This is a genomic window from Tatumella sp. JGM130 (assembly GCF_018257525.1).
GTDB classification, from domain to species: Bacteria; Pseudomonadota; Gammaproteobacteria; order Enterobacterales; family Enterobacteriaceae; genus Tatumella; species Tatumella punctata.
Window position 1 is genome coordinate 65,828 of sequence record NZ_JAERJS010000001.1, and the last position, 24,442, is coordinate 90,269.

Below are 24,442 nucleotides of genomic sequence, written 5' to 3' on the forward strand. Positions count from 1 at the left end.
AATTATTCCTTACCCGCGGCAGTAATCAGCCAGCAATTATGAATGTGTTTATTTCTGGCAAAGTCCTGAGAAAGGGTTTTTTGCGTAATTTCATTGGCCTGTAGTCCGAGAGCCGCCAGCCCGTCAAAGTCCATTTTAAACCCGCGCTTATTGTTCGAGAACATAATCGTTCCGCCACGACGCAGTAATCGCTGCAGATCACGCAGCAGATCAAGATGGTCACGCTGAACATCAAAGCTGTCTTCCATCCGTTTTGAGTTTGAGAATGTCGGCGGATCGATAAAGATCAGGTCGAAAGATTCTGTCGCTTCTTTCAGCCAGCTCAGACAGTCAGCCTGGATCAGACGGTGTGCCCGGCCGGCCAGCCCATTCAGTTGTAAATTCCGCTCTGCCCATTCCAGGTAGGTGCGTGACATATCAACCGTCGTGGTTGAGCGGGCTCCGCCCAGTCCGGCATGAACACTGGCACTGCCGGTGTATGCGAACAGGTTAAGAAAGTCTTTCCCTTCACTCATCTGGCCCAGCATCTTACGGGCAATACGGTGGTCAATAAATAATCCGGTATCCAGGTAGTCGGTCAGATTGACCAGCAATCGGGCGTTATATTCTTTTACCGGGAAAAACTCGCCTTTATCGCCTAATTTCTGATACTGGTTTTTACCTTTCTGGCGCTCACGGGTTTTCAGCACCAACCGGTTTGCCGGAAGATCCAATACGGTCAGGGTGGCACTGATCACATCAAACAGGCGCTGTCGTGCTTTCTGTGCATCCACTGTTTTTGGTGGTGCATATTCCTGAATTATCACCCAGTCGGCATAACGGTCTACAGCAATATTGTATTCCGGTAAGTCGGCATCATAGATCCGGTAACCGTCAATACCTTCCTGTTTCGCCCATTTATCCAGCTTTTTCACATTTTTCCGCAGACGGTTAGCATAATCCCCGGCGATTTCCCGCCCTGCTTCACCGGATCCGGCCATCAGCTGGTAATTTTTCTGCACACAATCCAGCGGACCATTTTTCGCTTTAAACTGACGCTCAGCACGCAGTTGCAGACAGCTCAGCAGTTCCGGGGAGCCACTGAACAGCGATAATGTCCAGCCGGGAAATTCACGTTTCACAATCCTGCCCAGCTGGCTGTGCAGTGCAATCAGCGCCGGTTCACTTTCCAGACGTTCGCCATAAGGCGGGTTACTGAGCAGGGTCCCCTGATCTTCGGCAGCCAGCGGATTCGTCAGCTGTGAGACATCCTGGCGTTTAAAACTGATAAACGCACTCATGCCCGCTTTGCGTGCATTGGCCTGTGCCCGCTGAATAACAATCGGATCGCTGTCGTAGCCATAAAAACGCACTTTTTTACCCTGCATTGCCTGCCCGGCACGGCGATTAGCATCAGCTGTCACTTCCTGCCACAGGGTGGCATTGTGTCCTTTCCAGGCCGTGAATCCCCAATGCTGACGAGCCAGCCCCGGGGCACGATCGGCGGCGATCATGGCAGCCTCAATCAGCAGAGTACCTGAGCCACACATCGGGTCTATCATCGGCGTCCCCGGACGCCAGCCTGAGCGTAGTACCACGGCTGCCGCCAGATTTTCTTTTAATGGTGCCTGTCCGGTCTGCTGACGGTAATTACGCTGATGTAACGCATCTCCGCTCAGGTCAAGAGAAATGCTGACTTTGTCTTTGTTCAGCCATGCATTGATGCGGATATCAGGAGCGTCACGGTTAACGTCCGGCCTTGGCAGATTCTTACGGGTGAAACTGTCGACAATGGCATCTTTTACCCGCATAGCACCGAACTGGCTGTTACGGATAATGTCGTTGGTGCCGCTGAAGTGCACCGCAAAACTATGCTGGCTGTCGAATAATTCGGTCCAGGGAATCGACTGTGCGCCGACATATAAATCGAGATCACTCCACAGACCAAACTCTCCTAATGGCAGCAGGATCCGCGAAGCAAGCCGGCTCCACATCAGGCTTTGGTACAGCATTTTATCATCGCCCTGATAATGAACACCGCCCGGCACCAGCTGTATATCCTGAGCGCCTAACGCTTCAAGCTCAGTTTTTAAAAGTTCTTCCAGCCCACGGCCTGTACTGGCAAACAGAGAATTCATATTTTTGGTCTACTTAATTGGAAATTGCTGCGCATTATAGCGAATCACAGCGCTATGTCATAAAGTTAGCGTCTTTATTAGCAAGAAGCCCGGAACGGAGAAATTATGATCAGTCTGTCGCGGTTATTTATTCACCCGGTAAAATCGATGCGCGGTACCGCTGTTTCCCAGTCACTGGTACAACCACAGGGACTTTCCTGGGACCGGATGTTTATGGTAACCACTACTGAAGGTAAGTTTATTACTGCCCGCCAGTATCCGGAAATGGTGCTATTTACTCCGCTGGTTCAGCCAGAAGGACTGTTTATCCAGGCGCCGGATAATAGTCAGGTGCTGGTAAGATTTGACGATTTCAGCCCGCAGGTGGAACCCGCCGAGGTCTGGGGCAGCAACTTTGCCTCCTGTATCGCCCCCGAAGTGATTAACCAATGGCTGAGCCGGTTTTTTCCTCATCCGGTACAACTGCGCTGGACCGGTATTAAACCTGCACGCCGGGTCAGGCGTTTTCCGGAGATCCCGGTCGGCTTTGCTGATGGTTACCCGTTTCTGTTGATCAACCAGTCTTCTTTTTATGATTTACAGAATCGCTGTCCGGCGGGGATCCGTCTCGAACAATTTCGTCCGAATCTGGTAGTGGCGGGGGCAAGCGCCTGGGATGAAGATCAGTGGTCTGTGATCCGGGTCGGCGATATTACGTTCGATGTGGCAAAACCCTGCAGCCGTTGTATTTTCACCACGGTCAGTACCGAACGCGGAGTTAAGCACCCATCCGGTGAACCCATGACAACCCTGAAAATGTTCCGTCTGGCCGCAGACAGCAGTGGTGATATCGATTTCGGCCTGAATTTGATCGCCCGTAACAGCGGCGTCATCCGCTGTGGCGATGATGTTACCGTACTGGCCAGAAAACCCGCCCGTCCCTACACAGTGACACAACGTCAGCAAACCGTGGCCCGACCAGAGACGGATAATGCCATTATCGATATCCGCTATCAGGGAAAAAGCTTCCGTGGTAATAACCAGCAGATCCTTCTGGAGCAACTGGAAGCGGCGGGATTCAGTATCCCCTATTCATGTCGTGCGGGTGCCTGCGGATGTTGCCGGCTGACTCTGGTCAGCGGAGAGGTCACCGCACTGAATGCTTCAGGAGTTAACGGTGACAAAGTACTGAGTTGTAGCTGTATACCGCGCAGTGCCGTCGTTCTGGAAAGTGACTGAGATTAACCGGCCTGTTCCAGGGAGAATTCGCCGGCGGTGTCCGCGGGACGCAGCCGATCGTACATAATTTTAATGGCATCACCCAGTAACAGCCTTTTTCCTGATAATTCCAGCGAACTCTGGGCAACAACACACAGTGCAGCATTGCTGCCCGTTTCAACCACCAGCAAACGTGCCGGCTGACCGGTATCAGAGAGGATTGCTTCCGCCAGTTGCCCTGCTTCCGGTTGCCAGCCGGAATGACAGGCAACAAAATGCCAGCTTTTTGGCATCAGTGGTTTCAGAAAACGGCTGGCTACCAGCGCATTTAACACCAATTCAGCCCGTTGCTGATGACTAAAGTTAACAGCACGACATTTTTCATCGAAATTGAAAAAACCGGCAGCATCATCAACACAAAAACGCTGCGGTTCAAATGCATCGGGCGTCAGCATTTTTTTAGGAAAACGGGAACAGAAGTGCAGCCCTTCGGTTAAATCAAGCATCATACGATCCCGGACATCATCGTAATACCATTGCCAGCGATCATCGGGCTTTAATGTCATCTCTAGCCGCCTCTCTCATTACGGTGGAAATCTCTTTCCTGAATATAAATCACAGCCTGTTCTGAATAACTAAACCGGTCCTGCTGAGTATAATCCGGATAAAATATAAACGAGCCAGAGGAATAAAGAAACCCCTCTGGCTAAATAATAAACTTATTGTGCTTAAATATCCCTCAGGATATCCCGGATAAGTCCGGGACCTTTATAAATAAATCCTGAATATAGTTGAACCAGCGTAGCTCCTGCCGCGAGTTTTTCCTTCGCTGCCATTAAAGAATCAATCCCGCCCACCCCGATAACAGGTAACCGCCCGTTTAATTCTTTACTCAGCCGACGAATAATTTCGGTACTGCGTAGCTGAACAGGACGGCCACTAAGCCCGCCTGCTTCTCCTGCATATTTCAATCCTTCAACCAACGACCGATCCAGGGTGGTATTCGTCGCAATCACACCATCAATATTATGACGGACTAAACTGTCGGCAACCTGGATCAATTCTTCTTCTGAAAGATCCGGCGCGATCTTTACCGCGACAGGCACATATTTTAAATGTCTGCGTTGTAATTCCTGTTGTTTCTCTTTTATTGCTGACAGCAAATCATCTAACGCTTCGCCGTATTGTAATGTCCGTAAGCCCGGAGTATTCGGTGAAGATATATTAATGGCAATATAACCGGCATGGGCATAAGTTTTTTCCATACATGTCAGGTAATCATCTTTACCCTGCTCAACAGGTGTATCTTTATTTTTTCCGATATTGATCCCGATAATACCGCGAAATTTTGCTTTTTTTACATTTTCGACCAGATGATCAACCCCGTGGTTATTAAACCCCATCCGGTTAATAATTCCTTCGGCCTCCACCAGCCGGAATAAACGAGGCTTATCATTGCCTGGCTGGGGACGTGGCGTGACGGTACCGACTTCAACAAATCCGAAACCCATTGCACCAAATGCATCAATACATTCGGCATTTTTATCTAATCCGGCCGCCAGGCCGAGCGGGTTATCAAACTGCAGACCCATGCAAGTTACCGGCTTTGAAGGCACAGACTGATGGATCAGACGCTCAAATGCGGTTCCCTGAAGTAATTTCAGCTGTTTTATTGACAGCTCATGAGCATGCTCGGGGTCAAGTTTAAATAATGCAGGGCGGATGATTGGATATAACATGCACTCTCCTGGAAACACTGGTCGCGGTTAGGGGTCAGGCTGAAACGTTTTCTGCGCCGGAATGGTAAAGAGCTTTCGGACAAAAGTAAATTTAACCCGCAAACTGCCCGCAGATCCTGAGGGGTATCAAATAAACTTATTATTTAAGATGCAAAAAAAACCACCGGTCATTGCCGGTGGTTTCGTCACTGTGCTGTCTTTAACCAGTAATCAGGCCGCTAATGCGCGGGTGATTTTTTCGTATAAATCACCCGACAAATCGTCCAGAGATTTCAGCTGTTCTAATGCTTCACGCATCAGTTGCTGACGCTGACTGTCATAACGTTTCAGGCGAATTAACGGTTCAATCAGACGGGACGCGATCTGCGGATTGCGTTTATTCAGGTCAGTTAGCATACGGGTCAGAAAACGATAACCACTGCCATCGGCAGCATGGAACGCAGACGGGTTTGCCGAAGCAAAGGCACCGATCAGTGAGCGGACCCGGTTAGGGTTACTCATGGTAAAGGAACGGTGTGTCAGCAACTGTTCAACCCGTGATAACACATCTGCCGCCGGGCTGGTCGCTTGCAGCATAAACCATTTATCCATGACCAGCCCGTCCTGATGCCAGCGTTCATCCCATTGCTGCAACAGTTCATCGACACAAGGCAATTGTGCAGATACCGCTGCGCTTAAGGCTGCCAGCGCATCCGTCATATTGTTTGCCTGCAGGTATTGCTGGCGAACCAGAGCATCGGCGGCCAGTGGATCACCAAACACCAGATAACTCAGACAGACATTTTTCAGGGCCCGTTTTCCAATATCCTGCTGCACCACACGATACTCACCACACTGGTTCTGCTGCCAGGCTTCCAGCAGCTCATTGTGCAGCTCTTTTGCCAGGGTACGGATCATTGAGGTTCTGACAGCAGAAATCGCCAGAGGATCGATAACGCTGAACCATTCTGCCATTTCATTTTCTGATGGCAGGCTGAGGATCAAGGCTCTCAGCGCCGGGTCACTGGTGTTATCCTGCAACAGAGTACGGAAGGCTTCAGCAACGTGTTTCGGCAGCGATAATGGCTGTTTCTGGCTGAAACGTAATACGTTCAGCTTCACATAGGTGGTCAGCAGACTTTGTGCCGCATCCCAGCGAGAAAAATCATTACGTGCATGCTGCATCAGGAAAGTCAGCTGAGCATCGCTCCACTGATAGTCGAGTTTGACCGGTGCCGAAAACTCCCGCAGCAGAGACGGCACTGGCTGGAAGTATACTTTATCAAACACGAAAGTTTGCTCAGCCTGAGTCACATTGAGTACCGAAGCTATCGGTTGCCCCTGGTACTGTAGCGGGATAACCTCGCCTTGTCCGTCGTAAAGTTCGATATCCAGCGGGATATGTAATGGCAGTTTTTCAGTCTGATCCGCAGTGGCCGGTGTATGCTGTTTCACATGCAGTTTATAAGTCTCAGTATGCGGATCATATTCATCCTGCACCGTCAGTACCGGAGTCCCCGACTGGCTGTACCAGCGGCGGAACTGGGTAAGATCAACCCCGGACGCATCTTCCATCGCCTGTACAAAATCATCACAGGTTGCAGCACTGCCGTCATGGCGACGGAAATAGAGTTTCATACCCTGCTGGAATTTATCTTCGCCCAATAAGGTATGCATCATACGGATAACTTCTGAGCCTTTTTCATAGACGGTCAGGGTGTAGAAATTATTCATTTCCATGACCTGCTCGGGCCGGATCGGGTGTGCCATCGGACTGGCATCTTCAGCAAACTGTGCCCCGCGCATAACCCGTACGTTATCAATGCGGTTGACCGGCCGGGAACCTAAATCAGAACTGAATTCCTGGTCACGGAACACGGTCAGGCCTTCCTTAAGGCTTAACTGGAACCAGTCACGGCAAGTGACACGGTTACCGGTCCAGTTATGGAAATATTCATGTCCGATAACGGCTTCAATACCCAGATAATCTTTGTCGGTCGCGGTTTCTGCTTTGGCGAGCACATATTTAGAGTTAAAAACATTCAGCCCTTTGTTTTCCATTGCCCCCATATTGAAGAAATCAACCGCGACAATCATGAAGATATCCAGATCGTATTCCAGGTCGAAACGTTCTTCATCCCACTTCATACTCTGTTTCAGTGAGGTCATTGCCCAGTCAGCACGGTCAAGATTTCCCTGGTCGACAAAAATTTCCAGTGCAACCTCACGGCCTGAACGGGTGGTAAAACTGTCACGCAGGACATCAAATTCACCGGCCACCAGCGCAAACAGGTAACAGGGCTTCGGGAACGGATCCTGCCATTTTACCCAGTGACGGCCATTTTCAGCCTCTCCCGAGTCAACCCGGTTACCGTTGGACAGTAAATAAGGGTATTTTTTCTTGTCGGCAGTAATCGTTGTCGTAAAACGCGCCAGTACATCCGGGCGGTCGGTGTACCAGGTAATATGGTGGAACCCTTCAGCTTCACACTGAGTACAGAGTGCATCCCCGGATTTGTACAAGCCTTCAAGGGCGGTATTCTGGTCCGGATGAATGGTATTAATTATTTGCAGACTGAACTGTGCAGGTACGTTGTTTATGGTCAGCAGATTGCCCTCAATAAGGTAGTCTTCCCATGTAACACCGTCGATAGCAATAGAATGTAAGGTTAATGATTCCCCCTGCAAAACCAGTGCCGCAGCCTGATCATTCAGACGTTTAACCTGGCTCACTGCAGCCACTCTGGTCTGTTGTTCATCAAGATCAAAACTTAGATCAATATCAGTGATAGTGAAGTCCGGTGCCTGATAATCGTGACGATACTTAATTTGCGGTTGATCTGTCATCATTCCTTCTCAGCCTTAGAAAAATAGTCTTAAATCCCGAGTTTATGCTTCTTACGCATGGGTTTCCAGACGAAAGTATAAGCGAACTTATTATGTACATTTTTTTAACATCTGGCACAATTTAATCTCGACCTGACCGCATAAAGTGTGTTGTGATCTGATTCACTTTTCCCGGGATCAGGTTATACTGCAACTGTTGTTTAATATTCTTAACTTTCACCAGGCCAGCCCCGGGCGCCGCGGAACAGGATGCAGATACGCACCATGAAACGACATGCTTCCCCGATACTTACTTCATTGCTGGACACTGATGCTTATAAGCTTCATATGCAGCAAGCGGTTTATCATCGTTATCGTGATGTCTCAGTGACCGCAGAATTCCGCTGCCGGGGTGAACAGCTCCCGGGCCGGTATGCCGCGGAAATTCGTCAGCAAATTCAGCTGATGCAATCGCTGGCATTAACTCCCGAAGAGTATAACTACCTGAGCACCCTTCCGTTTTTCAGCACTGATTATCTGCGATGGCTCAGAAACTTCCGTTTTAATTCACAACAGGTGTCAGTTACCGATCAACAGGGCAAGCTGGTGATCACTATCAGCGGCCTGTGGGTCGATGTGATTTTGTGGGAAGTCCCGTTACTGGCGATGATTAGCGAACTGGTTCATCGTGATCGCTCTCCTGACCACGGTGTGACTCAGGCAGTCGATTATTTGCAGCAAAAGCTGGCGGAATTTAACCACGCCTCTGCCGGTCTCGATTTGAGCCGTTTTCGTCTGATGGATTTCGGTACCCGTCGCCGCTTCTCGCGTCCGGTACAGCAGGCAGTCGTGGAAACCCTGAAACAGGATGTCAGCTGGCTGGCTGGCACCAGTAATTATGATCTTGCACGACGCCTTGATATTAGCCCCGTCGGCACCCAGGCCCACGAATGGTTTCAGGCCCACCAGCAAATCAGTCCTGATTTGGCTAACAGTCAGCGGGTTGCCTTACAGGTATGGCTGGACGAATATCAGGACCAGCTGGGGATTGCGCTGACAGATTGTATCAGCACCGATGTTTTCCTGCGTGATTTTGATAGTCACTTTGCCAGCCACTATCAGGGACTGCGCCACGATTCAGGAGACCCGCGGGAATGGGGTGAAAAAGTTATTGCTCACTACCGCAAACTGGGTATCGACCCGCAGACCAAAACCCTGGTATTTTCCGATAGCCTGACACTGAACAAAGCACTGGATCTGTATCGTCACTTTGACAGCCAGATCCGGGTTGTTTTCGGTGTCGGAACCCGCCTGACCTGTGATATTCCGGAAACCGAACCTCTGAATATTGTGATTAAGCTGGTCAGCTGTAATGGTAAACCTGTCGCCAAGCTTTCAGACAGCCCCGGAAAAACCATTTGTCACGACCAGTCATTTGTCCGGGCCCTGCAAAAAGCTTTTGACCTGCCTGCGGTCAGGCGCGCCAGTTGAATAGCTGCGGAGAGCAGCTATTCTCTCTCTTTTACCGTGAAATCATCCTGCTTCGCGTAATTTTTCTTGTTTCCTGAAAACTCGCAAGTAACATATCTGCTACCCCCTGTCGGGGCATTTATAAACATTATTGAATAGAGAGATAATTATGAGCGTAGTGCCTGTAGTGGACGTACTGCAAGGCCGTGTTGCTGTTGATAGTGAAATCACAGTTCGCGGCTGGGTTCGTACCCGTAGAGATTCCAAAGCCGGTCTTTCTTTTATCGCCATTTATGACGGTTCCTGCTTTAATCCTGTTCAGGCTGTTGTTAATAATTCGCTTAATAATTATCAGGATGAAGTCTTACACCTTACCACCGGTTGCTCTGTGATTGTCACCGGTAAAGTGGTGGAGTCGCCGGGCCAGGGCCAGGCTTTTGAAATTGCAGCCACCGCCATTGAAGTGGCTGGCTGGGTTGATGACCCGGACAGTTACCCGATGGCAGCAAAACGTCACAGTATTGAATATCTGCGCGAAGTTGCTCACCTGCGCCCGCGTACTAACCTGATTGGTGCTGTTGCCCGTGTCCGTCACACCCTTGCTCAGGCTATTCATCGGTTTTTCCACGAAAACGGCTATTTCTGGGTGTCGACACCGCTAATTACTGCATCAGACACCGAAGGTGCCGGTGAATTATTCCGCGTTTCGACGCTGGATTTAGAAAACCTGCCGCGTACCGAACAGGGTAAAGTTGATTTCAGTGAAGATTTCTTCGGTAAGGAATCATTCCTGACAGTTTCCGGACAGCTGAATGGCGAAACCTACGCCAGTGCACTGTCCAAAATATATACCTTTGGCCCGACTTTCCGTGCCGAGAACTCTAACACCAGCCGTCATCTGGCTGAGTTCTGGATGATAGAGCCGGAAATTGCCTTTGCAGAACTGGATGATGCGGCAGCACTGGCCGAAGCAATGCTGAAATACGCATTTAAAGCGGTACTGGCCGAGCGTGCTGACGATATGGCGTTCTTCGCTGAACGTGTTGATAAAGAAGCTATCCAGCGCCTGGAGACCTTTATCAGTACCGATTTCGCCCAGGTCGACTATACGGATGCGATAGATATTTTGTTACAGAGTGGTCACAAATTCGAAAACCCCGTCTCCTGGGGAATTGACCTGTCCTCAGAACATGAACGCTTCCTGGCAGAAAAACACTTCTGTGCCCCGGTGGTGGTGAAAAACTATCCGAAAGATATTAAAGCATTCTATATGCGACTGAATGACGACGGAAAAACTGTCGCAGCCATGGACGTGCTGGCCCCGGGTATTGGTGAAATCATCGGCGGTTCACAACGTGAAGAGCGTCTGGATGTGTTTGACCAGCGCCTGGCTGAAATGGGCCTGAACAAAGAGGATTACTGGTGGTACCGTGACCTTCGTCGCTATGGCACCGTACCACATTCAGGTTTCGGATTAGGTTTTGAACGATTGATCGCTTATGTCACCGGCGTACAAAATGTAAGAGATGTTATCCCGTTCCCCCGCACCCCGAGAAATGCAAATTTCTAAATGCTAATTAAAGCATAATAAATTCATATAGATAATAAAGCCGGTAATTACCGGCTTTATTATTTTGTACCGAACTTATTCCTCTCACAAAGTTCCATGTTATTTACATCTTGAAATACACTTTTTCAGCTTGAAACTCAAATTTTAGTTTTGTAGCATATTCGGGCTAGAAATGGCATCGTATGAATGGAAAGATGCCTCAGACACAGAAAGACACGAAACATCGCAAATAGTTCTTGTAAAGAATTGTTGACGATAGTGACAGTTGTCTACAATAAACTCCGATGAGGGTAATAAATGATGAAGCGCAACATTTTGGCAGTCGTGATCCCGGCATTGTTAGTTGCAGGCGCAGCTAACGCCGCTGAAATTTATAATAAAGACGGTAATAAACTGGATCTGTACGGTAAAGTCGACGGCCTGCACTATTTTTCTAAAGACAAATCAAATGATGGTGACCAGTCTTATGCCCGTTTCGGTTTTAAAGGCGAAACTCAGATTAACGACTGGCTGACCGGTTACGGCCAGTGGGAATACAACTTCAACGCGAATAACTCCGAAGGCTCTGATGCACAAGACGGTAACAAGACCCGTCTGGGCTTCGCCGGCCTGAAAGCCGGTCAGTACGGTACCTTTGATTACGGCCGTAACTACGCCGTTGCTTATGACGTACTGGGCTGGACCGATATGCTGCCAGAGTTCGGTGGCGACTTTGGTATCACTGATACCATGACTGGCCGTACTACCGGTGTTGCTACCTACCGTAACACTGACTTCTTTGGTCTGGTGAATGGCTGGGACTTCGCTGTTCAGTACCAGGGCAAAAATGACCGTACCGACAGTGATAAACCTAATAATAACCCACAGGCACAGCGTGCTAACGGAGATGGTTGGGGTATTTCAACATCTTATACCTCACCAATTGGTGTCGCTGTTACCGGTGCTTTCTCTTCAGAAAACCGCACTACAGATCAGAACCTGCAAACCTACGGTCATGGAAAACATGCGCAGGTATGGGCTACCGGTCTGAAATATGACGCAAATGACATCTACCTGGCAGCGACCTATGCTGAAGGCCAGAATGCAACACCAATAACCAAGACTGCCAGCAATGGCGATAAAACTTATGGTTTTGCTAACAAGACTCAGGATATTGAACTGGTTGCACAGTATCAGTTTGACTTCGGCCTGCGTCCTTCTCTGGCCTATATCCAGACTAAAGCCAAAGATGTTGAAAATATCGGTGATGTAGATATCAATAAATATATTGATGTCGGTTCGACTTACTACTTCAACAAGAATATGTCTACCTACGTTGATTACAAAATCAACCTGCTGAAAGACGATAACAAGCTGGGTCTGGCTACCGATAACATCGTGGCCGTCGGTCTGGTTTACCAGTTCTGATTGTCAGATAACTCAGTACTGCACACGGGGCCGGATGGCCCCGTATATTTTGGTTTTTCCCGCTATTTTCACTTCACACACTTTTCCTGTTCTGCATCCTTTCTCCGCTCTGCTCAGTCCTCTGTCATAATAAAAATATGATATTTAGCGCATAAATTTGCCTTGTAGCTGTTGGCAATCTGCAGCCATCGGGATAACCTTGAGCTCTCGCACAATGTGTTTATCTCTAATCGGGTCTCACTCATGTTTGAATTAATTTCTGCTGCACCTGCCGATCCTATACTGGGCCTGGCTGATCTTTTCCGCGCCGATGACCGTCCGAATAAAATTAACCTCGGTATTGGTGTATATAAAGATGAAACAGGAAAAACCGCGGTATTGACCAGCGTGAAGAAAGCAGAACAGTTCCTGCTGGAAAATGAAACCACCAAAAGTTATCTCAGTATCGACGGATACCCTGAGTTCGCCCGTCTTACTCAGGAGTTACTGTTTGGTAAAGATAACCCGTTACTGGCTGCACAACGCGCCCGTACCGCTCAGACCCCGGGGGGGACCGGTGCACTGAGGGTTGCCGCCGATTTTCTGGTGCAGCAGACTGGCGTTAAACGTGTCTGGATAAGCAATCCGAGCTGGCCGAATCATAAAAATATCTTTGCCGCCAGTGGCCTGGAAGTATGCACTTATCATTATTACGATGCACAAAACCACCAGCTGGACTTTACTGCACTGACAGATTCATTACAGCAGGCTGCCGCCGGTGATGTCGTAGTGTTCCATGGTTGCTGCCACAACCCTACCGGTATCGACCCGACTGCCGAACAATGGCAGCAACTGGCTGAACTGTCAGTTGCACGCGGCTGGCTGCCGTTATTCGATTTCGCATATCAGGGATTCGGTAAAGGCCTGGAAGAAGATGCTACCGGACTGCGTATCTTTGCAGAGAAGCATAAAGAATTACTGGTGTGCAGCTCTTATTCGAAGAATTTCGGACTGTACAACGAACGTGTCGGTGCCGTAACCCTGGTCGCTGAAGACAGCAGTGCAGCCACTGCAGCTTTCAGCCAGGTGAAATTTGCCATCCGTTCAAACTATTCAAATCCTCCGTCACACGGTGCAGCGATTGTCGCGACGATCCTCGGTAACGACGCATTACGGACTATCTGGGAACAGGAACTGTCAGATATGCGACAGCGTATCCAGCGGATGCGTCAGCTGTTTGTTAATACTCTGGCGGATAAAGGCGCAGCACAGGATTTCAGCTTTATCAATAATCAGAACGGTATGTTCTCTTTCAGTGGTCTGACAACGGCGCAGGTACACCGGTTACGCCATGAATCCGGTATTTATGCCGTAGATTCCGGACGGATCAATATTGCCGGAATGACGCCGGATAATATGTCCGCGTTATGTGAAGCGATTATCGCCGTATTGTAATCAGGAAACCCGCGAAATAAGCCATCGCAATTATTTGCTGATGGCTTTTTTTATATCTGTTCAGCGGAGAAACGGATTGGTCTGACGCTCATCTCCGAGGGTGGAGAGAGGACCATGCCCGGGGATAAAGGTCACGTCATCCCCTAATGGCAGTAAAGTCGATACTATCGAATGGATTAACTGCTGATGGTCGCCCTGAGGGAAATCTGAACGCCCGACACCACCTTTAAAGATCACATCACCGGAAATCAGTAACCGGCTGCTGCGCTCAAAAAAGACAATATGCCCCGGCGTGTGTCCCGGGCAATGAAATACTTCCAGAGATAATTCACCGAGAGGCACCTCCTGGCCCTGCTCCAGCCATTTATCAGGCTGTAACGGCGCACAATAAGGGAACCCGAACATCTGGCTTTGCTGTGGCAGAGCATCCAGTAAGAATTTGTCACGGATCTGGGGGCCAGTCAGCGGTATCTGATAACGGGCGGCTAGTTCCGCTGCCGCTCCGACATGGTCCAGGTGCCCGTGGGTAAGCAGGATCTTCGACGGCGTACGTCCAAGGGAGTTCAGGGTCTGAACGATAATTTCAGCATCACCGCCCGGATCGACTATCGCCGTCTCTCCGCTCGCTTCGCACCAGATAACAGAGCAGTTCTGGGAAAAAGCCGTCACCGGAATAAGATGGTAGCGCAGTTGACTCAATGAAATAACCTCAATAAAACAAAAAACTAAGACCAGTGCCTGACGGGCCCGGTATCAATATGGACAAAATTACTCTTCGGATAATACCCGACCCCTCCGGCACGGATTTTCAGGGCCGCGGCACGGATGTTTGCTAATTGTACCCCTTCAATATGGAAATCCATGGCTTGTCCAAGGGTATGGTAACTGTGCTTCGCCACTCCGCTGCTGCTGGCACGTAAGCGGTTGTTTGTCGCCAGGGACCGGTAACCGGAAATCAGCTGCACGGGTTTGCGGGTGCCAAGCATGACCTGCAGCCGGTAAAGCTGGTCAAACAGATGTGGATCGATTGGCTTAATCTGGTTTACGCGGTAATCACGAAAAAAGTGATTCAGCCGGACCAGTTCACTTTTATTGTAACTTTTACCGTTAAAAAATTCTGTTTTCAGGGTTTCGCCGGTATGCATATTACTCAGAGTAAGTATACGCGGACGTGATGCAGATACGGAGGCCTCAGCCATCCCCGGGAGTACCAGTAAGCCGGCGGTAGCTCCGCCTAACAACAACAGTTTTCGACGCTGGGAATCAAATTTATCCATGAACACATATAACCTGAATAACGGAGGGACAAAAAACAGACAAAAAGCACGATAACCAGATGATCCGGCTGCGTCAAGACGGTTATCTGCAATAAATGCGCAGTTTCCGCGATAAAAAAATAAAACAGCAATCAGCCATATAGCAAGGTTCGGTAAAAGCTTTTTTCGTTCAGAGACTAAAGAATAAATTTACCGGCATTACTGAGACTGCTTTGTCCATTACGGGCCAGATTATCGTAACTGTAAATATCGGTACGAAATGCCGGCTGACCGTTCCCCCCCACCCAGGCAGTCAGATAATAGAGATTGACAGGAATGCGGTGGCGGATAGCAACAAACCGCGTATCGCCCTGCTGTATCGCCCCGGCAATCCGGCGACTGTCCCAGCCAACGTTTTGCAGCAGTAAACCTGCCAGTTCAGACGCTTTATTTACCCTGACACACCCGGAGCTCAGGGCACGAATATCACTCCGGAACAGAGTATGGTTCGGGGTATCATGCAGGTAAATGGCATCAGAGCTGGGCATATTGAATTTGTAACGCCCCAGGGCACTTTGCGGCCCCGCAGACTGACGAACCCTGTACGGGAACGTGGCCGGATTAACCGCAGCCCAGTTGATAGTATCCGGATTGATGACACTGGCATCTGCCGTCCAGCCGGAGAACAGTGTAAATCCGTGTTTTGAAAGGTACGAAGGGTCACTTTTCGCTTTCGGGACAATATCGTCTCTTACCAGACTGGTCGGCACGTTCCAGGGCGGATTCAGGACGACATTATTCAGCGCACTCCTCATCAGTGGTGTCTTTCTGTCCGGTCGTCCGACAATCACCCTCGAGTGCAGAATCGTTTTACCGTCCTGATAAAAATTCATCGAGAAGTCAGGGATATTCACCATAATGCCATTATGCATATCGTCCGGCAGTAAACGCAGACGCTGCATATTCAGTGCCAGTAATCCGGCACGCATCCCCGGACTGACATTCAGCCATTCACGGGTACGGGCACCAATCACACCATCGGCGGCCAGCCCCTGCCACTGCTGAAAGCGTTTCACAGCGTCGACCAGCTCAGGACTATACAGAGTCTGCGGATCCACTGGCATGACGGCCGGGGAAGACTCTGTCAGGTTACTGTTGGCCGGTAACCCTTGTCCGCCCGCGGCGGAAGGTTGGGTGGCTGCCGTCGGTGTTCCGCTGTCCGTCGCTGCCGGAGAGACACTGACCACCGGAACCGGAGTATTTTCGTTCAGCATTCCGCTGCGGATCAAAATCGCACGCAGTTCCGGTATCTCCGGACGACTTTCCCCCGGCCTTATCGACCCGCGTCCGGACATATGTGGCCACGGCCTGTTGTCAGCCAGCAGCTTTTTCAGTGCTGCCTGCATAGGCAGATACTGCGGATGTTGCGGTGCCAGGCCGTTAATAAAGGCAACTTCACGGTGACTGTTCAAAGATGCCTGCCAGAGGGCAATCTGTCCGGCGGAAGGCGCGGTCATTGCATAGGGCGTATTACCGTATAGCCAGCTTTCGCCTTTTAAAGGCGCCTGCGCCGCAAACTGCAAATAACCCAGCATGGCATCGGATAATATAATATCCCGTTTCATTCCGGTGATGTCGCTGCGTGATAGTACGCGGATCCATTCCCCGAATTGTGGCTGGACCCCGGACAACGCAACCTCAGCTAATTGCTGTTCAAATTTGTCAGTGGCCAGAGTATCCTGCCACACAGGTTGCATATGGCGGGCCTGGTAAAGGGCCGACAGTTCGGATAAGTATCTGGGATGCACTCCGGCAGGTAATGAACTGATCACCGTACGAAAATTGACAGTCTCAGGATGAACACGGACCTGCTGTTCCGCGGCGTCTCCGCGATTGTTAATCTGTGCCGCAAGCAATGATGATACGGGCATCAGTGCCAGTGGCAGCCCGCACAATATTATTACCGGCCTGAACATACGACCTTTTTTTAACATCCCTGCCCCCTTATATCTTACCGTAAGCAACAGCACTCGTTCAGACATTACGTTTTCGGATTAATACATCCAGTGTAAACAATAAAACGGCATTTGCTGAAAAACAAATGCCGTTTTATGTTATTTAATTTGTACCCTGAAACAGGTCAGAAAGATAAAGTTATTCTTCTGCTGCTGCTTCTGACGGCGGTGTTGTTAGCGACGGCTCCGGACTAAATCCACGTAAACCAACCACATGCACATGCTCCGTATTATTAATCACCTTACGGACCAGTTTATAGGTGGTGCCTTTCTCCGGACTGATATTTTCCGGTGCCGCAATCACCAGTTGCATATCCAGCCGCTCGCACAACTCAAATAACGTAGCGATCGAACGGCCATCAAGCCGTGCTGCTTCATCAAGGAACAGTAACCGGCAGGGAGAAATATCTTTGCCCCGCAGGCGGCGTGATTCCTCTTCCCAGCTTTGTACCACCATCACCAGAATAGACATGCCGGTACCAATCGCTTCCCCGGTAGACAGGGCACCACTTTCCGCACGCAGCCAGCCTTCAGAACCACGGTTTACTTCAACTTCCATTTCCAGATAGTTACGGTAATCCAGCAGTTCTTCACCAATCACCTGCGGCGTGCGCTGTCCGAGATCGATATGCGGATTCAGACGCTGGTACAATTTCGCCATCGCTTCCGAGAAGGTCAGACGCTGGCTGTTAAACAGATCCTGATGCTGATCGTGATCACGGGCAAGGGTTTCAAGTAGCACAGAATGTGCTTCACGGACGTTCACGTTAAGACGTACGCTGTTGACCTGTCCGAAACTGACCGCCTGCAACCCCTGGTTAAGCTGACGAATACGGTTCTGCTCACGCTGTATTGTTTTACGGATAATATTTGCCGCACTGCGGGAGCTGATTGCCAGATTTTGTTCACGGGCAGTCAGTTCTTCGGTCAGCCGGTTGAGTTCAATTTCCATCTGTTCGATAGCTTCAACCGGATCATCAGTACGGATAATGTCCTGACGGATACGTTCACGCAGGTGCTGATAGACCGCGATAAAGAAACGAATCTTACGTTCCGGATACTTTGGATCTTCCGATAACCGCAGTACATCCCGCAGATGTTCATTATCAGCAACCGCAAGACGCAGCGCACCGAGAGCTTTATCCGACATGGAACGCAGTTCATCTCCGCCCAGATAGGCCAGTTCACGGCGATGCAAACGACGCTCAATGCCGTTATCTTTCACCAGCCGCATCACTGTACACCAGCCCGCTTTGGCTCTGACCACCTGACTACGGCTTTGGGCATACTCCCGTTCCAGTTTACGCAGCCGTTTTTGCAGGCTATCCATTTCCGCTTCACAGAATGTAATCTGTTTTTCAAGCTGATTACGTCGCGCACGGTTGTGGCTGAGCTGATTATGCAGTTCATCACGGCGTAACCGGGCCCGTTCTTCCGCACTGGTATCCGCAGCCACGCCGATATCCTGCATTTCCTGATGCAATTCCCGGAGCATATCTTTCCTGGCATCATAAGAACTTTTCAGGGATGCCAGTACCCGCGAATACTGCGTCAGCATTGACTGATGTTCCCGTAACCGCTCTCTGGCCTGCGAGCGTTCACCCTCTGCCTGTTCGAGCTGTTTGCGCAGTTTATTACTCAGGTCACTGTTACCGTTCAGCATACTGCCTGAATCTGTATAGCTGAAATGGGCGCGGCGCTGTAAGACCTCGGTCAGTGCAAAGGACTGCTGACGGTATTCGCGCTGCTTCTGCTGTGCCGTCTGGTAGTCAGTCTGCAGCTGAGCATGCTGCTGCGGATCGCTTTGCAGTACTGATAACATGCTTTCCAGCTTGCTGATTTTACTGCCATGCTGGTGCAGATAGCGGGAAGCTTCCTGAGCTTCTTCGACCTGCTCGCGGCTCTCTTCACAACGATCGGCCAGGGTATCATCCTGCAACAGGCTTACCCGTGGTAACAGACGGTTGAGCCGGGCTACGCCCTCTTTCGCCAATTCATACTGCTGGCGCTGCTGCTGTGTTTCATTCTCGTGCTGGCTGAGTGCGCGTTCTATCTCCACCCGCTGATTATTCAGTTCACGAATTTGCGCTTCAGGATCCTGTTCGAATGCAATCGCCAGATGACTGCCGATAAAACGACTGAATGACTGGTGCAGACGCTGGGTTTTCTGTACATCAAATGACAAGGTCGCGTAAGTTTCAGCCAGTTTATCACGCTGATTGTGCAGTAATTCCAGCTGGTTCTCCCGCGCAGCACGGCCGAATAACGGGACTTTCGGAAAACGTGAATAACGCCACTGGCGATCCGCCACTTTGACAATAACTGCGCCTTCCAGCTCATCGGCACTGAATACACTGTCATCAAATGACTGAGGATCCCCTTCGATCAGGTAGAGATCTTCCGGACAATCTTCCAGCCCGGAGAGCTGCTGCTGGATCAGGCTTAAATCCGGGACCACGATCGCATGACGTGAAGGGCCATACAATGCAGAGAAATACGGAGCATCATCCAGGGTGACATCATCATATATTTCAGACAGCAATACCCCGCCAAAGCGCTCTGCCAGCTGGTTCAGACGGCTGTCTTCAGAGCCGCCGGGCTGGCTGAGACGTTCAATCTGCTGTTCTGCTTCGCGTTTTTGCGCTGCAACCGCATCACGTTCGACGGTGGTTTCACGCTCCAGCTCCAGCAACTGCTGCATATAACCCGTCACCTGCTGGCTGTTGGTTAATGCCTGCCCGGTCTGCTCGCTCAGCTGAGTCAGGATCTCCTGGGCAGCCAGCCAATGGGGGGCTTTGCTGGTCAGACCGGTGATTTTTTCACGGATCTGTGCCAGGGTCTGACGCAGGGTTAAACGCTGCTCTCCGGCATTTGCCACCACATCAGCCAGCAACTCAATCTGTGCTTCCAGCTCGCGGTGCAGTTCTTCCAGGCTATCAGCATCATAGTGCTGCCCCTGCGTTTTACAGAATTCGGCCAGCAGACGTTCAGCCTCGTGTTGTTCACGTAAACGCTGCTCCAGCTCAGCCAGACGTAAACGCAAAGACGATAACTGATCAGCATAATGCCGCTGGTTTGCGGCGTCACGTACGATTTCCCGGCCGGTCTGCCAGGCATCATGACGGCTGACAGGGCCGGAAATGCGGGTGACCAGTTCCAGGGCCTGTTCAAACTGGCTGTGTGCTGCTTCGGCGACACTGAGTTTCTGCTCTAATGCCAGTAACTGGCCGGTTGCTTCTTCTTCTCTGGCACTAAAACGTTCCTGCCATTGTTCGGCACTGTCCAGGGATAAATCGGGGATCTGGCACAGTTCCCGCGCCCGTTGCAGGGCCTGTATCGCCTGCTGATACTGGATAGCACGGGTTTGCTGAACATCCAGCGCCTGCTGGAAATCAGCCAGCTGATTTTTCAGTTCATCAACTTCAAGCTCCGCAGCTTCAGCACGTTGCTGATTGTCTTCATTAATTTCTTCGGCTTCAGCAACCACTTCCTGCTGTTCTTCCAGCCGGTAAGTCAGCTCATCAAGCTCACCTTCATAACGCTCAATTTTTTCCTGCTGCCGGACGGCCGTCTGCACCAGGTTAAGGTGATCACTGGCAGCCTGATAGTCAGACTCCAGAGAACCTTCAGCGGCAGAATGCTCTGCCAGTTCGCGGGCCATTTCGACATGACGATACTGGTCAGCTGCCAGTGTTTTACGACCGGTAAACAGTTCATTACGCAGTAACAAAGCACCGTCCAGATGCGTCCGGCGCTCATTCGCATGTCGCATATAATCCGCAGCCACATAATCTGTGGCTTCGGTGATCAGGTGCTTAAACAGGTTTCGGTCTGACTGGGTCACCCGGATAGCTTCCAGCGTCATCCGGTTTTCACGCAGTGCGGCTTCCATATCCTGGAATGCTTTACGTACCCCGCCATTTTCCGGCAACAGATAATCACGTAATGATCGGGTAATCGCGCTGGAGATCCCGCCATATAACGACGCTTCAATCAGCCGGTAATATTTGCTGCGGTCACCCTGAGTACGCAGCCGGCGCGCAACAATACCCTGTTCAAACATCATACTGTGATAGTCAGTCACAGAGCTATACTGGCGGAAGGTCACACCCTCAACGCCTTCCAGCCGCTCTTTTACTTCATTTAATGGCAGGACTTTAGCCTGACGGCTGTTCACAATTTCTGTCAGCAGTTCGGTCGGGCTGGTTGCCTCCGGCAGTTCATGAATACTGAACGGCTTGATATCAACTTTCTTATCACGTCCGGAAATTTGTTGTAAACGCACGCCAGCCACAGAGCGCTGGCCACGGGAGTTCACAACATCAAGTACCGCATAACACACACCGGCGCGCAGTTTTCCGTGTAGCCCTTTATCCCGTGAACCACTGGTGGCTCCGGCTTCGGTTGTATTTCTGAAATGGAGTAATGTCAGGTCAGGAATCAGTGCTGTGATAAATGCCGCCATCGTGGTCGACTTACCGGCACCATTGCCTCCGGACAGGGTGGTCACCATATCATCGAGATCAAAGGTACGGGCAAAGAAGCCATTCCAGTTGATTAATGTCAGGGATCGAAACTTTCCGCGTTCAATCATTCTTCGTCATCCTCCCCGTTTGCTGCAACGTCATCACTGCGCTGATCATTTTCTGCTGCTGCACGATTCTCTGTCTCCCCGGACGCCAGTGCCACGCCTTCACCGTCACGGATTAAACGCAACTGGGCTTCACGTGGTTCATCACCACTGCGGACTTCAGCACCGAAACGGAATACGGATTCCATAATGCGGAATTTGCTGCTGTCATTACTGATAAACCATACCATGCCCAGCCGGCGCAGCCGGTTCAGTGAAGCCCGTACTTTTTCCTGCAATTTTGTACGGTCAAAGTCGGAGCCGGTTGAACGCTGATTCACAAAACGCAGTAGTTTATTTTCATCTGCCAGAGACATCAGTTCGTCATACAATTCCTGCTGGGTGAAGATACCTTCATTCGCCAGCCGTTCCGGACTGAGATAGAGGTAACAGAGAATTTTTCCTACCATCATATCCAGCTCTGACATTACCGACCGGGCGATCAGCGTTGTGGAGCGCGGACGCAGATAGAAAAAACCTTCCGGCGCGCGGATTAATTCAACGTGATAACGGGAATAAAACTCTTCCAGTTCGGTCTGAAAATCCATTAAAAAGGCATGATTGTCTAATTCTTCAAAACCGATATGCCGGCCGGCCCTTAACTGACTGTCCAGCGCCGGAAAAATCGGATTAGCCAGTGCCTGTGCCAGCTTAACCGGCATCACTTGTTCAATATTTGTCAATGACATGTGCCTGCACCTTGGCTCCGTAATCATTTATAGTTTGCCACTCAGCAGGCAGCCCTGCTAAATCAGCTTCAGAAACACCCAGACGTACTGCCTGATCGATAACAATCCGCGCTAAATCGAAATGCCGTGCACGCGGATACTGTGCCAGATATTCACGCATGACATCGGCCAGGTTCAGTGGTATTGCCTGTTGTTTATAAACCCGTAACGCTTCTTCAATCATGGCGGCCAGTTGCTCACGGATTTCGTTAAATTCCTCAAACTCCAGTTCTGCCGGTAATTCCCCGGTCACTTCTTCATTACGCAGAGTCAGTTCATCTTCGCGGGTATCAAACAGACGTTCGGCATTGGCGTAAGTCAGCGCCCAGGGGTTTTCGAAGTAATTCTGTACCGACTGACGTAACCGCTGAGCAAATACACGGTTTTTGTCCATATCAATCGCGGTACGGATAAATTTATGTACATGGCGATCGTAGCCAATCCACAGGTCAATTGCCTGCTGACCCCAGCTGGTGATCCTGTCCAGTTTGCTTTGCAGATCAAACACCAGCTTATCCACAAAACCCAAATCAGGGCTGTTAAGCGTGGCATCCTGAATCCGCATCAGGTTAGCCTGTAATTTATCCCCCGCCGCTTCCAGGGTATCCTGTAATTCACGCAGAATACCGGAAGTCTCAGACAGTAATAACTCACAACTTGAAATGGCTGCGCGCCAGTCTTTATTTAACAATGCAGCGATATCATCTTTGACACCCTGCTGTTGTTCATCCATTGAGCGCTGTGTGAGATCGATACTGTCGAAAATTTCTGCTACCGAATATTTTAATGGCGCAAACACGTTACGATGCCAGTGGAATTCATCGCCGTCTTCTTCTGCCGCCTCTGCCGCCCGCTTCAGCTCACTGGCTACAATAGATAACTGCATGGATAAGCGCAGGGTAGAAAATTCACGCTGACGAATATAATAATCCGTAATACCAATTCCCAGCGGGGTCAGCCGGTAAATCGCATGTCCGTCAGCCTGTTCACTGGTAAAGCGGTTAAGTAATCGCTGTCTTACCATATCATTGATGGCGTTGTTCGCCCTGGTCTGGACGGTTTCACTGGTTTGTTCAAAGGCTTTGCTGACATGACGAAACCCGTCAGTCAGTTCTCCTTCACTCAGCTCACCGTCCATTCTTTCGCCATTCAGCGTCGCAATAGCCAGCAGGAAAGCCAGACGCTCCGTGGGCAGCGAAATAGAAAAATCGCTGGTACGGGCCCAGGAAACCAGCTCCGGGATCGTCTGGGAGAAATCACTCATAATTGATCCTTCTGCAGAGATTTACGCGCAGTCACATGAATATAACGGCCCAGACTTAAGAAAGGTTCCTGACGACTGAATCGCCGCTCCATTTCCAGAATACCGTCAAAGCCATTGGCACTCGGGGGCATATCACGGATAAAATCACTGAACACACGGATCCCTGCCCGTTGCTCGATGGTAAACCCGCATTCGGTTAACCAGCCATAGACCTGCTGAGGGTCGCGGGGATAGTCCGGTGACAGGGTTTTCTTCTTCCGTTTTTTCATATCCGCCCGCAGGTAACCAAAATTACCCAGTGTCAGGTTCTGCATCGTCAGTCCGTGAAGATTATAAAACATTAGCGATAATACCCCGCCGGGGGTTAACGCTTCAAATAATGCCTTCAGCGCCAGTTCAGGTTCAGCGATCCATTCCAGCACGGCATGGAACAATACCAGATCCGCAGGCTGATCCAAATGGTCTGTAATATCCTGCACCCGCATTTGCTTAAAAACCATATTCCCGCTGGCACCGGTCGCCAGGGCATGTTCTTCAGCACGCCGCAGCATTTCTGCTGAGACATCCCCGAGTAATACCTGATGGCCACACAACGCCAGTCCGCTGGATATCTGACCGATACCGCCACCGGCATCAATTATTGATAAGGGCCGTTGTGGCAGTGCAGATAATATATCTTCAAGTTCATCCCGGAGAATTGCCTGACGAATTTGACCTTTCGCGGTACCGTAAATATTCTGAGCAAATTTTTCTGCAAGATCATCAAAATTACGATCCTTCATGGCAAAGCTCCGGTTAGGTGATGGCGCA

At 50.2% G+C, this 24,442-nt stretch carries 16 protein-coding genes; 5 read left to right on the top strand and 11 right to left on the bottom strand.

What is annotated here, in order from left to right:
- Positions 1 to 2 precede the first annotated feature (2 nt).
- Positions 3 to 2,117 (bottom strand): bifunctional 23S rRNA (guanine(2069)-N(7))-methyltransferase RlmK/23S rRNA (guanine(2445)-N(2))-methyltransferase RlmL, encoded by a 2,115-nt coding sequence (gene rlmKL / locus JK211_RS00305; protein WP_212706676.1) that lies wholly within the window; start codon positions 2,115 to 2,117, stop codon positions 3 to 5.
- Positions 2,118 to 2,222: 105 nt separating this feature from the next.
- On the opposite strand from rlmKL, the gene JK211_RS00310 reads away from it, so the two are divergent.
- Positions 2,223 to 3,335, top strand: coding sequence for a YcbX family protein (locus JK211_RS00310; RefSeq protein WP_212706677.1), 1,113 nt, complete (start codon positions 2,223 to 2,225; stop codon positions 3,333 to 3,335).
- 2 nt (positions 3,336 to 3,337) lie between these two features.
- On the opposite strand, the gene JK211_RS00315 is transcribed toward JK211_RS00310, so the two are convergent.
- The 3 genes from JK211_RS00315 to pepN form a co-directional block, all read right to left on the bottom strand.
- Positions 3,338 to 3,880: a cell division protein ZapC gene (locus JK211_RS00315; protein ID WP_212706678.1), complete on the bottom strand. Its 543-nt coding sequence runs from the start codon at positions 3,878 to 3,880 to the stop codon at positions 3,338 to 3,340.
- A gap of 162 nt (positions 3,881 to 4,042) precedes the next feature.
- Positions 4,043 to 5,053 carry a quinone-dependent dihydroorotate dehydrogenase gene (gene pyrD / locus JK211_RS00320; protein ID WP_212706679.1) on the bottom strand — a complete coding sequence of 337 codons (1,011 nt, stop codon included), beginning with the start codon at positions 5,051 to 5,053 and terminating at the stop codon, positions 4,043 to 4,045.
- Between the two features lie 210 nt (positions 5,054 to 5,263).
- A complete protein-coding gene (gene pepN / locus JK211_RS00325; RefSeq protein ID WP_212706793.1) occupies positions 5,264 to 7,879 on the bottom strand; it encodes an aminopeptidase N in 2,616 nt (871 codons plus the stop codon).
- A gap of 264 nt (positions 7,880 to 8,143) precedes the next feature.
- Between pepN and pncB the strand changes: the two genes are divergently transcribed.
- The 4 genes from pncB to JK211_RS00345 all read left to right on the top strand — a co-directional run bounded on the left by pncB (position 8,144) and on the right by JK211_RS00345 (position 13,739).
- The gene (pncB, locus tag JK211_RS00330; protein ID WP_212706680.1) at positions 8,144 to 9,349 is read left to right on the top strand and encodes a nicotinate phosphoribosyltransferase; all 1,206 of its coding nucleotides are present in this window, start codon (positions 8,144 to 8,146) and stop codon (positions 9,347 to 9,349) included.
- A 148-nt stretch (positions 9,350 to 9,497) separates the two neighbouring features.
- Complete coding sequence (gene asnS, locus JK211_RS00335; RefSeq protein WP_212706681.1) at positions 9,498 to 10,898, top strand: asparagine--tRNA ligase; 1,401 nt, start codon at positions 9,498 to 9,500, stop codon at positions 10,896 to 10,898.
- 297 nt (positions 10,899 to 11,195) lie between these two features.
- Positions 11,196 to 12,305 (top strand): porin OmpF, encoded by a 1,110-nt coding sequence (gene ompF / locus JK211_RS00340; RefSeq protein WP_283092694.1) that lies wholly within the window; start codon positions 11,196 to 11,198, stop codon positions 12,303 to 12,305.
- A 243-nt stretch (positions 12,306 to 12,548) separates the two neighbouring features.
- Positions 12,549 to 13,739, top strand: coding sequence for an amino acid aminotransferase (locus tag JK211_RS00345; RefSeq protein ID WP_212706682.1), 1,191 nt, complete (start codon positions 12,549 to 12,551; stop codon positions 13,737 to 13,739).
- 60 nt (positions 13,740 to 13,799) lie between these two features.
- Here the strand turns inward: JK211_RS00345 and JK211_RS00350 are convergent, their stop codons facing one another.
- The 7 genes from JK211_RS00350 to cmoM all read right to left on the bottom strand — a co-directional run bounded on the left by JK211_RS00350 (position 13,800) and on the right by cmoM (position 24,414).
- Positions 13,800 to 14,429 carry an MBL fold metallo-hydrolase gene (locus JK211_RS00350; protein ID WP_212706795.1) on the bottom strand — a complete coding sequence of 210 codons (630 nt, stop codon included), beginning with the start codon at positions 14,427 to 14,429 and terminating at the stop codon, positions 13,800 to 13,802.
- Between the two features lie 35 nt (positions 14,430 to 14,464).
- Positions 14,465 to 15,016: a YcbK family protein gene (locus JK211_RS00355; protein WP_212706683.1), complete on the bottom strand. Its 552-nt coding sequence runs from the start codon at positions 15,014 to 15,016 to the stop codon at positions 14,465 to 14,467.
- Positions 15,017 to 15,192: 176 nt separating this feature from the next.
- Positions 15,193 to 16,989: a L,D-transpeptidase gene (gene ldtD, locus JK211_RS00360; protein ID WP_249212914.1), complete on the bottom strand. Its 1,797-nt coding sequence runs from the start codon at positions 16,987 to 16,989 to the stop codon at positions 15,193 to 15,195.
- Between the two features lie 160 nt (positions 16,990 to 17,149).
- Entirely contained in the window at positions 17,150 to 21,604 is a 4,455-nt protein-coding gene (mukB, locus tag JK211_RS00365) for a chromosome partition protein MukB (protein ID WP_212706684.1), read from the bottom strand.
- Positions 21,601 to 22,329, bottom strand: a complete 729-nt coding sequence (gene mukE / locus JK211_RS00370; RefSeq protein ID WP_212706685.1) for a chromosome partition protein MukE — start codon at positions 22,327 to 22,329, stop codon at positions 21,601 to 21,603. Before mukE ends, mukB begins: the two co-directional genes overlap by 4 nt.
- A complete protein-coding gene (gene mukF / locus JK211_RS00375; RefSeq protein WP_212706686.1) occupies positions 22,310 to 23,632 on the bottom strand; it encodes a chromosome partition protein MukF in 1,323 nt (440 codons plus the stop codon). Before mukF ends, mukE begins: the two co-directional genes overlap by 20 nt.
- Positions 23,629 to 24,414: a tRNA uridine 5-oxyacetic acid(34) methyltransferase CmoM gene (cmoM, locus tag JK211_RS00380; protein WP_212706687.1), complete on the bottom strand. Its 786-nt coding sequence runs from the start codon at positions 24,412 to 24,414 to the stop codon at positions 23,629 to 23,631. Before cmoM ends, mukF begins: the two co-directional genes overlap by 4 nt.
- Between the last annotated feature and the right edge of the window lie 28 nt (positions 24,415 to 24,442).

Bases quoted from the DNA above. Each gene is read 5' to 3' on its own strand.
- mukB (WP_212706684.1), bottom strand. From the start codon at position 21,604: ATGATTGAACGCGGAAAGTTTCGATCCCTGACATTAATCAACTGGAAT.
- pncB (WP_212706680.1), top strand. From the start codon at position 8,144: ATGAAACGACATGCTTCCCCGATACTTACTTCATTGCTGGACACTGAT.
- mukE (WP_212706685.1), bottom strand. From the start codon at position 22,329: ATGTCATTGACAAATATTGAACAAGTGATGCCGGTTAAGCTGGCACAG.
- asnS (WP_212706681.1), top strand. From the start codon at position 9,498: ATGAGCGTAGTGCCTGTAGTGGACGTACTGCAAGGCCGTGTTGCTGTT.
- JK211_RS00355 (WP_212706683.1), bottom strand. From the start codon at position 15,016: ATGGATAAATTTGATTCCCAGCGTCGAAAACTGTTGTTGTTAGGCGGA.
- ompF (WP_283092694.1), top strand. From the start codon at position 11,196: ATGATGAAGCGCAACATTTTGGCAGTCGTGATCCCGGCATTGTTAGTT.
- JK211_RS00310 (WP_212706677.1), top strand. From the start codon at position 2,223: ATGATCAGTCTGTCGCGGTTATTTATTCACCCGGTAAAATCGATGCGC.
- rlmKL (WP_212706676.1), bottom strand. From the start codon at position 2,117: ATGAATTCTCTGTTTGCCAGTACAGGCCGTGGGCTGGAAGAACTTTTA.
- JK211_RS00315 (WP_212706678.1), bottom strand. From the start codon at position 3,880: ATGACATTAAAGCCCGATGATCGCTGGCAATGGTATTACGATGATGTC.
- cmoM (WP_212706687.1), bottom strand. From the start codon at position 24,414: ATGAAGGATCGTAATTTTGATGATCTTGCAGAAAAATTTGCTCAGAAT.
- ldtD (WP_249212914.1), bottom strand. From the start codon at position 16,989: ATGTTAAAAAAAGGTCGTATGTTCAGGCCGGTAATAATATTGTGCGGG.
- pepN (WP_212706793.1), bottom strand. From the start codon at position 7,879: ATGACAGATCAACCGCAAATTAAGTATCGTCACGATTATCAGGCACCG.
- mukF (WP_212706686.1), bottom strand. From the start codon at position 23,632: ATGAGTGATTTCTCCCAGACGATCCCGGAGCTGGTTTCCTGGGCCCGT.
- pyrD (WP_212706679.1), bottom strand. From the start codon at position 5,053: ATGTTATATCCAATCATCCGCCCTGCATTATTTAAACTTGACCCCGAG.
- JK211_RS00345 (WP_212706682.1), top strand. From the start codon at position 12,549: ATGTTTGAATTAATTTCTGCTGCACCTGCCGATCCTATACTGGGCCTG.